The sequence below is a fragment of the bacterium genome, assembly GCA_036504735.1.
In the GTDB taxonomy this organism is placed as follows: domain Bacteria; phylum Electryoneota; class RPQS01; order RPQS01; family RPQS01; genus DASXUQ01.
In genome coordinates this window covers 82,909-95,056 of sequence record DASXUQ010000019.1, presented here as the reverse complement: position 1 = coordinate 95,056, position 12,148 = coordinate 82,909, and the positions used below count along the sequence as shown (strand labels likewise).

Genomic DNA, 12,148 nt, shown 5'->3' with positions numbered 1-12,148 from the left:
GCGATGGCCGCACCGCTTACAGGGAATGCCGCGCTGCCGCTGGAGCGTCCGGCTGCGCGCTTAAGCCTCCGCGCGAATTTTGCGTGGACGCTTTCCGGGAATGTCGTCTACGCCGGGTGCCAGTGGGGAATGCTGGTGGCACTGGCCAAATTGGGAACTCCCGAATGGGTAGGGCAGTTCGCGCTGGGTCTGGCGGTCACGGCTCCTGTTCTGCTCTTTGCAAATCTGCAACTGCGTTCCGTGCAGGCCACCGACGTCGAAGATCAGTACCGCTTCGGCCATTTCCTTGCGTTGCGGTTGCTGATGCTCGGTCTGGCGGTCCTATGCATCGCCGGTGTGATTCTGATCAGCGGTTTCGGCAGACAAGCCGCGCTGGTTGTGGCGGCGGTAGGGCTGGCTAAGAGTTTCGAGTCCATCAGTGACGTCTACTATGGCTTGATGCAGAAGCACGAGCGCATGGACCGCATTGCCAAATCGATGATGATCAAGGGTCCGCTGTCCCTCGCGGCGCTGGCGGCCGGCACCTATGTTACCCGCAGCGTCGCAATCGGCGTTGCGGCCATGGCCGTCGTATGGCTTGGCGTGCTTGTCCTGTATGATATGCGCAGCGGCAGGATGATTCTGAAAGCGAATGGCGCGCGAGTAGACGGCAAACCGCTCTGGAATGGGGCGGTCCTGCGCCGGCTTGCGTGGCTGGCTTTGCCGCTCGGCGTGGTGATGATGCTCAATTCGCTGAATGCCAACATACCGCGTTATGCCGTCGAGCAGCGTCTTGGGCAATGGGAGTTGGGTATTTTTGCGGCGCTGGCGTATTTGCAGATTGCCGAAAGCACCGTAATCAATGCTCTCGGTCAATCGGCAACGCCACGGCTGGCGGCGTATTTCATGCAGCGGCAAATGCCGTTATTCAACCTTCTGAATCGCCGTTTGCTGCTGATGGGCATTGGAATGGGCGCCGCTGGAGTCGCCGTGGCTCTTGGCTGCGGCCACTTCATCCTGACGCTGATCTACCGGCCCGAGTATGCCGAATACTCCTCGGTGTTCGTCTGGCTGATGGCGGGCGCGGCGCTTTCCAACGTGGCGGGATTCATCGGTTACGGACTAACCGCGGCCAAGTGCTTTCGAGTGCAGATGCCGCTCTTGATTGGAGAGTCTCTGGTGCTGACGGCCGCCTGTTTTTTGCTGGTTCCTGTGTCGGGCCTGATGGGTGCGGCCATCGCCTATGTGATTGCGAAAGGATGCCTGATTGTGTTTAGCGCACTTGCCCTGCGGCATGCGGTGAAGAGTGTCGCCGGGTTGACTGGCGCCGGTGAGGAGGCCTCTCATGCCTGATATGCGTAGACCGCTGCGCATCCTGCATGTGGTGGGCGGCATGGGCCGGGGCGGCGCGGAAATGTGGCTGATGCACATGCTGCGCGGCATGGACCGCTCGCACTTCCGGATGGATTTTCTGGTTCATACCGAAAAGCCCTGCGCCTTTGACGAAGAGATTCGCGCACTGGGCTCGCAGGTGATTCCCTGCATGCACCCGCATCAGCCGCTGGTGTACGCCGCCAACTTCCGCCGCATTGCCGCCGAACATGGACCGTATGACATTGTGCACAGCGCCGTCCATCACTTCAGCGGCTACGTACTGCGGCTGGCCGCTCACTGCGGCATTCCCGGGCGGATCGCCCACAGCCACAACAGCTCGTCCGGCATGGACACGCCGAACCGCCTGACGCGGCGATTGTATTTCGGCGTGATGGAGCATTGGGTCCGAAAATATGCCACGGCAGGCCTGGCCTGCTCATCCCCTGCCGCGGCGGCGCTATTTGGAGAGAATTGGCTGGCCGACCCGCGCTGGCGTGTGCATTATCCCAGCACGGATTTGAGCCCGTTCCGGCAGAGCGTAGACAGAGCGTCGGTGCGCGTTGAGTTTGGAATCCCGGAAGATGCCTTTGTGATTGGACATGTGGGCCGCTTTGACCATCAAAAAAACCATCCCTTTGTGATCGCGATGGCCGAGGAGACTCTGCGGCAAGATGAGAACGCGTGGTTTCTGCTGGTGGGCGACGGACCGCGGCGGACGGAGATTCAACAGAAGGCGGCGCATTCGCCCTATCGGCACCGAATCGTTTTCGCCGGATCGCGTTCCGATGTTCCGCGCCTGATGCTGGGTGCGATGGACGTGTTCGCGCTGCCGTCGCTGCACGAGGGGCTGCCCCTTGTGCTGGTAGAAGCGCAAGCGGCCGGGTTGCCGGTAATCATTTCCGATGTGATCACCCCGGAGGCGGGAGTGGTGAAGCCGCTGGTGAGCAGGCTGTCGCTTTCGCAGAGCGCCGCCGAATGGGCCGCTGAAATGCTTTCGTGGCGGCGGCGGGACAAACCGGAACCGGCGCAGGCGCTGGCCGAAATTGCGGCGAGCCCTTTCCATCTGGAGAATGCGAAGGTGAATCTGGCCCGGGTATACCTTTCCGCGTTGGGCCCGCTGCGAACCGCACAGGTCACATCGCGTCGCGTTCCGGTGCGGACATGAAACCGCGCGTGCGTCCCTTTCCCAGAATGGTTCTGGCGGCAGCGGGGATCACCATTGTCCTGGCGGTCAGCCCCAGCATGACGCTGGATCTGGTGCTGGTGGGGCTCTTTGTTATTGCCGCGATGAAGGCGGTGCGGTTCGATATCACGCACCCTGCCGTCTGGCTCCCGCCGTTCATTTATGTCTATCATTACAACGTCATTGTGCTGCACCTGACGGGTTACGAGCACATCGAGCATCCGCTGATGATCGTGTGGATCGGGTGGATCTGCCTTGCGGTGAGCGAACTGATGTTCCTCGGCATGTGCCGCACCAAAACAGTACGGGATGGCGGCGCACCGCCCAGACCGCTGGATCTGACGCTGGTCACGATCTGCCTTGGCTATACGGTGATGCTGCTCTGGCTGCTCAAACTGTGTGTCGCCTATTTTGGATCCGGATTCTCAAACAAGATTGACTTCTACGTCACCGGTGCGCTGCCCGGCCTGGATTATGTGCCGATGTGGCTGCTGATGTTTTACGGGTTCTGGATGGTCAAGCGGCAGGACGCGGGCGGACCGTTTCATTGGCCACTGTTCACTCTGACGGGAGCCTTCACGCTGTTTGCAACCCTTGCCCTTGGCGAGCGGGACATCTTTCTCAATTTTTGCGCGGTGTCGCTGTTCCTGGTTTACCATTACTACCGTCCCGGCAAACTGTTGCTTTATGGCGCGGGAGTGGTGATTGTCGGTCCGATGATTTCGGTCCTGCACAACCTGCGCAACGTGTTTTCGCGGGATATGTCGGATTTCAGTGCCTTTGGCGAGCAGGGAATGATGCTCTCCTTTCTGTATGGGGAGTTCATCGCGGCGGGACGCAACATCGACATTTTGCTCAGTAATCAGCAGTGGTGGCACTACTTTTACGGCCACACCGTGTGGTGGGTGTTCGAGCACAAGTTTTTTCCCGGCGTGCTGGTGGAAGCCCGCAATTCGCTGACATGGTTTCACCAGCAGTTCCTGCCCGACTGGCAGGCGATGGTCGGCGGATACGGTTTCACTCTTGCCGGCGACGGCTACATCAACTTCGGATTGCCGGGGGTCGCACTGTGGTACGCCATCATGGCGGGCATAGTGGTCTGGCTGTACAATGGCCGTACTCGCAGCGGCCTGCGGCTTGTGATCTACGTCATCAGCGCGCCGCTGTTCATTTTTGCCACACGCGCGACCATCTTCTACTTTCCCGGCGAAGCGATGCTGATCCTGCAGCCGCTGATCGCAGCGTATGTCGTCGACTATCTGGTCCGTCTGGCGCCGCATCGCGCCACCGGACGGCGCGGACTCTCTTACTTCTACATTCCATCATCTTCGAGGACTGGCAAATCATGAGACTGCTGCACGGAAATGAAATGCACTTTGTCCGCTGCCCCGATGGCCGCGTCTATGCGACGGCGGTTGCGAACTACGCGTGGTGGGTGGATTACCTTGCCGTCTTCGATGAAGTGCTGGTCGTGGCCCGCATGAAGCAGGTCGCGGAGATGTACCCGGCGGAAAGTCTGGCGGAAGGTCCCGGCGTCCGGTTTGAACCGCTGCCCGATTTTCGCGGCCCGGAAGATTATCTCCGGAAATCGCATGCCGTGCAGCGTATCATGAAGGAAGCGATTTCCAAATGCGACGCCTACCTGTTCCGCGTGCCCGGCACTATGGGCTACCTGGGTGCAAAAGAGTTGCAGAAACAGGGCAAGCCGTATGCGCTGGAGGTGGTCGGCGATCCGTATGACGTATTTACGGCGGGATCGGTGAAGCATCCCATGCGCGCTTTCTTCCGCCAATGGCACGCGCGGAGTCTGCGGTCGTGCTGTCAGAACGCATCGGCGACGATGTATGTTACGGCGGCAGCCTTGCAGCGGCGCTATCCGCCCTCGCCGCAGGTCTTTACGACTCACTATTCGGATGTGGAATTGCCGGCGCAGGCGTATGCATCCGCCCCGCGCAACGGGATCCAAAGAGGTGACACGTTCAAATTGATCTTCATCGGCACTCTGGCGCAACTCTATAAAGCTCCGGATGTGTTGATCGATGCCGTTCACCTCTGTCATCAGCGCGGTCTGAACGTATCCCTTGCTTTTGCCGGAGACGGCGCCTGCCGCCCGGCACTCGAGGCTCAGGCCGCGCGGTATGGATTGTCCGGTCACATTCGCTTTCTGGGACACGTCGGTGATCCGGCGGCGTTGACGCGTCTGCTCGATGAGGCCGACGTGTTCGTGCTGCCTTCCCGCGCCGAAGGACTGCCGCGAGCGATGATGGAGGCGATGGCCCGGGCTCTGCCGTGCATTGGCTCGGATGTGGATGGGATTCCCGAATTGCTTGCGCCGGAGGATCTGGTGCCGCCTAATGATCCGAAGGCTCTGGCGGATAAGATCATAGAGGTGTCCGCCGATTCAGCCCGCCGCAACCGCATGTCCGCGCGCAACCTGAAACGGGCTGCCGATTTCCGCACGGAGATCATGATGGAACGGAAAGTGAGCTTCTGCCGCTATATTTATGATATGAGCCTTGTCCAGAGCATCCGACAGGCGCGTCCAACAGAGGTGACGGCCTAAGCCATGTACCGTGCCTTTGGAAAACGGCTGCTGGATCTGTGCGTGGCGGTACCTGCGCTGGTTCTGCTTTTCCCATTGCTTGTCCTGATTGCTCTGGGCACGTGGGCAGCGCTGGGCGCGCCCGTGTTGTTCACTCAGGAACGCCCCGGAAGAGGCGGGCGAGCCTTCCGTCTTATCAAGTTCCGCACGATGTCGATTGCGCGCGATGCGGCCGGCAATCTGTTGCCGGATGACCGGCGTCTGTCGCGCTGGGGCACGTTTCTGCGCAGTACCAGCCTCGATGAGTTGCCGGAATTGCTGAATGTCATCGCCGGATCCATGAGCCTGATCGGTCCGAGGCCCTTGCTGATGGCCTATTTGTCCCGTTATGACCATGACCAGAAGCGGCGCCACGAGGTGCTTCCGGGTATCACCGGCTGGGCGCAGATTCATGGCCGGAACGCACTATCATGGCAGGGCAAGTTCGCGCTCGATGTCTGGTATGTGGACCATCTGTCCTTGAGGCTCGATCTGACCATTCTGGTCCGCACGTTTGGCGCGGTGCTGTTCCGCCGGGGCATTCATGCAGAAGGCGCGGCCACCATGCCGGAGTTTCGAGGCAACGGCGACGACCGAAGGATCAGCGCCGCATGAGCACACCCTTGTTCATCTATGGAAGCAGCGGCCATGCGAAGGTCGTCATCGATGTCGCCGAGAAGATGGGTGGCTTCGACATTCGCGGTATGCTCGACGACAACCCCGTGGCAACGGGCTCATGCGTAATGGGCTATCCGGTGCTGGGCGGTGCGGAGATTCTCACATCGCTTGACCCAAAGCGTGATCGTATCTTTGTGGCCATCGGTTCCAACACCGTTCGGCAACGCATTGGCCGGCGGCTGATTGCCGCCGGCTTCGCGCTGCCTGCTCTGGTTCATCCTGCGGCAGTCATCGGGCGCGAGGTGATGATAGGACAGGGTACCGTGATCATGGCCGGCGTAGTGGTCAATCCGGCTACGGTCATCGGATCGCTGTGCATTCTGAATACCTGCTGTTCCGTGGATCATGATGGCCGCATCGGCGAAGCCGTGCACGTATCTCCCGGCGCGCGCCTTGCAGGAAATGTTTCGGTCGGGGAAGGAAGCTGGGTGGGCATCGGCAGCAGTATTATTGAAGGGCGGACCATCGGTTGCCGTTGTATGATCGGCGGCGGCGCGGTGGTGATCGACGACGTGGCGGATGACACTACGGCGGTGGGAGTTCCTGCTCGGGCAATCCGGCGCGGTAGCGCCGCTGCGAAAGCGGGTGTATAGTGAAAGTTCTGCATGTGGTCAAAACTTCGGACGGCGCCGCTTGGGCAGCAAAGCTGGCGCGGGTTCTGTGCAACTTCGGCGTCGAGGTTCACGCCGCCCTGCCGCGCCTGAGTGGCCGCTGCGCTCCCTACTGGCAGGATTCAGGCGCCATCGTGCATGAGGCCGATCTTAATCTGCCAGTGCGCGATCCTTTGCAGTTGCCTAAAACACTCGCGCGCGTCAGAGACCTTGTTGCCGCTGTGCAGCCCGACCTGATTCACAGTCATTTCGTGGGCACGACGCTCGCTTTGCGTTGGGCGCTTGGCAAGCAGCATTTCATTCCCCGCCTTTACCACGTGGCCGGGCCGCTGCATCTTGAACACGCGCTGTACCGCAATCTCGAAATTCGTTCGGCGGGCGCCGCCGATTACTGGATTGGTTCCAGCCGCTGCATCGGCGAGCATTACCGCCGCGCGGGAGTTCCTGCGGACCGCGTCTATCTGTCCTATTACGGCGACGAGTTGCCGTCAAACACTCCGCCGTGCGGCATAACGGTGCGGGATCTGGCGTGCGCCAGGCCCGAAGATTTTATTGTCGGCAACATCAGTTGGATGTATCCGCCCAAGCGCTTTCTGGGGCAGCGGATCGGTCTGAAGGCGCACGAGGATATTATCGCTGCGCTGGGGCTGGTGATCAAAAGGCATCCGCGTGTGCTGGGAGTGTTTGCCGGCGGGGCGTGGGGCGGCGCGGCGCGCTATGAACACCGACTGCGCAAACTGGCGCACGAGGTTGCTGGAGACCGTATTCGCTTCCTTGGCGAATTGCCCTACGGCATTGCGCACGACGCATGGCGCGGGTTCGATCTGGCGGTACACGTGCCCATTTCAGAGAATTGCGGTGGGGTCATCGAACCTCTGCTGGCCGGAATTCCGGTCATTGCCAGCCGGGTCGGCGGTCTGCCGGAAGTCATCGTCAACGAGAAGACTGGCTGGCTTGTTCCGCCGCGTGATCCACAGGCACTCGCCGCTGCCATTTCACGCGCTATTGCCGATCCGCTGACAGGACAAACGTTGGCGGCACGCGGCAGAAACCTCGTGCGCGCCATGTTCAACGTCCAGCGCACGGGTCGTGAGGTTTTCGAAATTTATCGCCACATTCTGGGAGAGGTATCCTTGAAGCCTCGGGAATTCCTGTCCGGACCGTACCTCGAATCGATAGCTCGGCCCGCGCCGGAAACGGCACTTCCCATCAGACCAATAGTGCTTGAAACAGATTGAACTCGGAATAGAGGAGACGGATTGTGAGTGAAGTTATGGCCCGAAAGGTAAGCCGCCCAATGCCTGCTGCGGCACAAGAGTCGCACGAGCGCATCTATCTGTCGCCACCGCACATGTCGGAGGAAGGCTTTGAACGTGCATTCGTACAGGAGGCCTTCGACAGCAACTGGATTGCGCCCATCGGTCCGCATGTCAATGAACTGGAGAAGGAATTCGCGCGCCAGAACGGCTCGCTCCACGCCGCGGCGCTGAGCACGGGAACCGCCGCCCTGCATCTTGCGCTGCGAATGCTCGATCTGAAGCCGGGCGAAGAAGTGTTCTGCTCCTCGCTGACCTTTTGCGCCAGCGCCAATCCGATCATCTATGAAGGAGCCGCGCCGGTTTTCATCGACGCCGATGCGCGCACGTGGAACATGGACGCGAATCTGCTTGCCGCTGAGTTGAAGCGTTGCGCCCGGATCAACCGCCTGCCGAGGGCCGTGATTGTGGTGGATCTCTATGGGCAAAGCGCCGACTGGGATCCGATCCTCGACGTGTGCAACAGCTATGCGGTTCCTGTGCTGGAAGATGCCGCCGAGGCGTTGGGGGCGACGTATCGTGGCGTCCGGACGGGCAATTTCGGCTACGCGGGAGTCTTCTCCTTCAACGGCAATAAGATTATCACCGGCTCGGGCGGCGGCCTGCTGGTGTCGGCCAATGAGGAGCTGATCACCAAAGTGCGCAACCTGTCCACACAGGCACGCATGCCCGCGCCGTATTATCAGCATGAAGAGATCGGTTACAACTACCGCATGAGCAACGTTGTGGCCGGCATCGTGCGCGGGCAACTGCGCGTGCTGCCCCAGCGACTGGCGCGTAAGCGAGAGATTTTCGCATGGTACCGCGCGCGGCTGGAGTCGCTGCCCGGAGTCCGGTTTATGCCTGAAGCGGACTTTGGCGCGAGCAACCACTGGTTGACCTGCATTCAGGTCGATCCGCACCGGTTTGGCGTCAGCGCCGAAGAGATCCGGCTCGCGCTCGAAACGTACAATATCGAATCCCGGCCCCTTTGGAAACCGCTCCATTTACAGCCGGTATTCGCCGGTTGCCGCAGCGTGGGCGGCGCCGTGTCCGAGCAGTTGTTTGACCAAGGGCTTTGTCTGCCCAGCGGTACCGCTCTGACCGAAGACCAGCTCGACTGGATTGCGTCCATTGTGGAATCTCTGCACAAGTAGTCCCTGACCCAGACGGATGAAACGTCATCCAAAACCAAAAGCGGGCTCTTCATTGTGAAGGGCCCGCTTTCGTTTGCAAAAACAGGATGCGGTTTAGAATTCCGGTCCGATGGAAACATAGTAGCGCGGTTTCCCGGTATTCACGAAGTCCGTCAGCCAGCCGGTATCCCAGCTCAGCACGAAGATGCCGAGGTTGGCCCGCACGCCGAAACCGAATGCCACGCGGGGATCGAACAGCCGCCGCTTTCCGGCACTGTCCACTTTCGTGAGCTTGAACTCGTTGTCGTTCCATGCGGCGCCGATATCCGTAAACATCGCGCCCCGGATGTCATAGAGCCCGATCTGCAGCGGAAAACGCATTTGCAGCGTTTGGATGAGCGGGAAGCGGAATTCCTGATTGGTGAGGAAGAACCGCTTGCCGGTGCCGCGCGCTTCGAAGAAGTCCGCGCCGCGGAAGGGAGTAATGATATCCGAGAAATAGAAGTTGTTGATGCCGGATGGAATCCGGTCGTTCAGATAACGGCGGTTGATCCAGTTGTCGGTGCCGCCGACGTAAAAGTTCGGCGCGTCCGGACCGCCCGTCAGACCCGCCGTCACGCGGGACGCAAGGCTGAAGTCCCGCGCGACACGCAGATAGTTGCGAAAATCGGCCATCGCCACATAGAAGTCGGCGTACCGCTGATTATCCGGGGTATTCTTTCCCAGCGGCGGACTGTAGGAAATGGAGACCCGGTACCGTGAGCCGTTGACCGGACCGGTGTAACCCCAGAGCGCCGTGTCGTGCACATAGGCCAGCTCGGGGAGCAGCACGCGTTTATGCTCAAAGCCCAGCCAGTCCTGGGCGGCGTCTGTCCAGAGACCGCGATCGATGATAAATCCGTTCAGATTGAGTTCCGCCCGCGTAAACCTCGAGAACGGATACGCCGCGGCAAGCTGCATCACATTGACCTGGTCCTGCCAGTTGCCGCTGTTCAGATAGTAGACGTTGCGGAAAATCCCCGCGGCGTAATTGATGCGGTGCGGCAGATACAGGTAGATCACCGAAAAATTGGTATTCTTGAGATTCTGGAAATCATAGTACAGATCGGTGGTAACGCCGATCATATGATTGCCCAGCACATCCGAGAACAGCAACTGCCCGGAACCCTGCGCGCCGAAGAACGAGCTGTAACCCGCATTGGCGAAGAAAAAGTCCGGCGTGAATTTCGTTTTGTATTTCTTGCTGTAGAAGCCGCCGCCGGAGCTGCGCGTCGTGGCCGTGTCCACCCTGACGGCGGTCGTCTCCGCAGGCATCGACTGGCCGAACACATAGTGCTGGTAGTTGCCGCCATAGCGGGACTCGCTGACCCGCGCCGAGTCGCCCTGCGTGTGCGTCGTGTCGGCCTGCGGGAGTTCCGGAGTTCCCGTCGCGCGGAAGTTGGTAGGCTTCAGCTTCTGCGCCGCCAGGTCCTGCGGATTCTTGATCATGAAGATGTCGTAGCCGCCCTTGCTCAGGGAGGTGAACACCAGCCGCTGAGTCTGCATCGAGCAGCTCGGCCGCAGGCATCCGGTCAGGCAGTTGGTAATCGCCTCCGCCGAATCGGTGGCCAGGTTCAGACGGTAGAGATTGTCGATGCCGTTTGCGTCCGAAACGTAAATCAGGAACTTCCCATCGGATGTAAACGTGGCCGTGCGCTCGTTGTAAGGAGATGACGTGATCTTCGTCGCAACGTCGCTGCCAAGGGTGACGCCGTACAGATGACTCAGATGGTAATCCTCTTTCCACATGTTCATCGTGGCCGGATACCCGCTGACCCGCAGCGAATCCCCGCGATCCGAAGAGAAGACAATCCGCTTGCCATCGGGACTCCAGACAGGGTCATCATCCGAGAAAATATCCGCCGTGACCTGCACCACCTTGCCGGTGACCAGATCATAGTAATAGACGTCGGACTCTCCCTGACGCATGCCGCTGAAAGCGATCTTGGTTCCGTCGGGCGAGAAGGTGGGATTGAAAATGCCGTCGAAATCGAGACGCAAGCGCCGCTTGATCTTGCGTTTGCGCACGTCCAGAATATTGATCGCGTCGCGCGCGCCGGATTTGGAGGCGAAGGTCACCAGCTTGCCGTCCGGCGACCAGGAGACCCGCGTGTCCAGCCATTTCAACTCTTCAAACCCGGGGCTGCGCGCGCCGCTGAGCAGCCGCTTCAGCTTGCCCGACTCGATGTCCAGGCTCCACACATCGAAGTAATCCGTGCGGTCCGACACAAAAGCAATCTGCGTTCCATCGGGCGAGATCCCCGCGCCGGTGTTGACGAAGTTGCCCCAATCCTCATGATTGGTCAGCCGTTCGGAAAAATCCGCCGGAGCGCGCAGGTCCGCCACTTGCGGCCAGTAAGTCTGCTTAAGCCAGTTTTGCCATTCGCGGTTGAAGTCCTTCATGTCCAGCGACAGCGTCGCCTTGACCGCTCGCTCTACACTGCGGGACTTCTTGACCTCGCGGATGAATTCGCTGACCTTCTGCCAGCCGTATTTGCGGTCGACATAGTAGAAGACGGACTGGCCGCCTTTATAGGCCATGTAGCCGCCCAGCCCATTCATCGGCGGCAGATAGCCGGTGATGGTGGCGTCGCGCAAAAACATGTCCGCTTCGATATCCCATCCGAAGCGGGATTCATATTCCGCCAGGCCTTCCGTGAACCACAGTGGGATATCCGAGGTAATGGCCCCCATCAGAATCGACTGAAATCCCGTGCCGTAGAACATGCGCATATTCACGGCGTGAGTCAACTCATGATGGATGACGTGCCGGAAGTCTTCATAATTTCCGGTGAAGGGAAACACCATGCGATTCTTCAGGAACTCGGTGAAGCCGCCCACCGACTCTTCAGGGATCTCCCCCGAGACATTGGTCTGCTCAAAGGCGTTGTGCGATTGATAGGTTACAATCGTCACGCGCCCTTCGAGTTGGTAGTTGAAACTGTGCTCGATCAGCTTGAGAGAGTTCTCGGCGGTCTCTGCCGTGAACTCCGCGATGCGGTCGTTGCCTTCGGGGAAGTACACATCGAAATGCTCCGACGATATGTACCGCCAGTGAAAGGACTCGTACTGAACTTTGTTCTGTCCGAACTGGCCGAAAGCCGCCGCAGCGGCTACGAAGACAGTCAGGAGAAGTGCGTGCAGTCTGGTCATTATGCGCTCCATCCGCGGCGATTGCAGGAAACTAAGATAAAATTTGAGTAGGTGGCTTGGAGAATGCGGTTGAAACCGTTCATCTCTTTAAACTTGTGACGGTAATTTAGTTCCTTTCG

The 12,148-nt window shown here is 59.7% G+C and carries 9 protein-coding genes; 8 read left to right on the top strand and 1 reads right to left on the bottom strand.

What is annotated here, in order from left to right:
- The first annotated feature begins 3 nt into the window (after positions 1-3).
- From VGL38_14960 to VGL38_14925, 8 genes are read left to right on the top strand one after another with little or no spacing between them, the layout of a single operon-like run.
- Positions 4-1,332, top strand: a complete 1,329-nt coding sequence (locus tag VGL38_14960; GenBank protein HEY3296729.1) for a lipopolysaccharide biosynthesis protein — start codon at positions 4-6, stop codon at positions 1,330-1,332.
- Entirely contained in the window at positions 1,325-2,518 is a 1,194-nt protein-coding gene (locus VGL38_14955) for a glycosyltransferase (protein ID HEY3296728.1), read from the top strand. The genes VGL38_14960 and VGL38_14955 overlap by 8 nt, the downstream gene beginning before the upstream one ends.
- On the top strand, positions 2,515-3,885 hold the full coding sequence (locus tag VGL38_14950) for an O-antigen polymerase (protein HEY3296727.1): 1,371 nt from the start codon (positions 2,515-2,517) through the stop codon (positions 3,883-3,885). The genes VGL38_14955 and VGL38_14950 overlap by 4 nt, the downstream gene beginning before the upstream one ends.
- Complete coding sequence (locus VGL38_14945; GenBank protein ID HEY3296726.1) at positions 3,882-5,099, top strand: glycosyltransferase family 4 protein; 1,218 nt, start codon at positions 3,882-3,884, stop codon at positions 5,097-5,099. Before VGL38_14950 ends, VGL38_14945 begins: the two co-directional genes overlap by 4 nt.
- Positions 5,100-5,102: 3 nt before the next feature.
- Positions 5,103-5,732: a sugar transferase gene (locus VGL38_14940; GenBank protein ID HEY3296725.1), complete on the top strand. Its 630-nt coding sequence runs from the start codon at positions 5,103-5,105 to the stop codon at positions 5,730-5,732.
- On the top strand, positions 5,729-6,388 hold the full coding sequence (locus VGL38_14935; protein HEY3296724.1) for an acetyltransferase: 660 nt from the start codon (positions 5,729-5,731) through the stop codon (positions 6,386-6,388). Before VGL38_14940 ends, VGL38_14935 begins: the two co-directional genes overlap by 4 nt.
- Positions 6,388-7,644, top strand: a complete 1,257-nt coding sequence (locus VGL38_14930; GenBank protein ID HEY3296723.1) for a glycosyltransferase family 4 protein — start codon at positions 6,388-6,390, stop codon at positions 7,642-7,644. Before VGL38_14935 ends, VGL38_14930 begins: the two co-directional genes overlap by 1 nt.
- 23 nt (positions 7,645-7,667) lie before the next feature.
- Positions 7,668-8,858, top strand: a complete 1,191-nt coding sequence (locus tag VGL38_14925) for a DegT/DnrJ/EryC1/StrS family aminotransferase (protein ID HEY3296722.1) — start codon at positions 7,668-7,670, stop codon at positions 8,856-8,858.
- A 93-nt stretch (positions 8,859-8,951) separates the two neighbouring features.
- On the opposite strand, the gene VGL38_14920 is transcribed toward VGL38_14925, so the two are convergent.
- On the bottom strand, positions 8,952-12,029 hold the full coding sequence (locus VGL38_14920) for a hypothetical protein (protein HEY3296721.1): 3,078 nt from the start codon (positions 12,027-12,029) through the stop codon (positions 8,952-8,954).
- Positions 12,030-12,148: the final 119 nt, after the last annotated feature.

Bases quoted from the DNA above. Each gene is read 5' to 3' on its own strand.
- VGL38_14960 (HEY3296729.1), top strand. From the start codon at position 4: ATGGCCGCACCGCTTACAGGGAATGCCGCGCTGCCGCTGGAGCGTCCG.
- VGL38_14955 (HEY3296728.1), top strand. From the start codon at position 1,325: ATGCCTGATATGCGTAGACCGCTGCGCATCCTGCATGTGGTGGGCGGC.
- VGL38_14950 (HEY3296727.1), top strand. From the start codon at position 2,515: ATGAAACCGCGCGTGCGTCCCTTTCCCAGAATGGTTCTGGCGGCAGCG.
- VGL38_14945 (HEY3296726.1), top strand. From the start codon at position 3,882: ATGAGACTGCTGCACGGAAATGAAATGCACTTTGTCCGCTGCCCCGAT.
- VGL38_14940 (HEY3296725.1), top strand. From the start codon at position 5,103: ATGTACCGTGCCTTTGGAAAACGGCTGCTGGATCTGTGCGTGGCGGTA.
- VGL38_14935 (HEY3296724.1), top strand. From the start codon at position 5,729: ATGAGCACACCCTTGTTCATCTATGGAAGCAGCGGCCATGCGAAGGTC.
- VGL38_14920 (HEY3296721.1), bottom strand. From the start codon at position 12,029: ATGACCAGACTGCACGCACTTCTCCTGACTGTCTTCGTAGCCGCTGCG.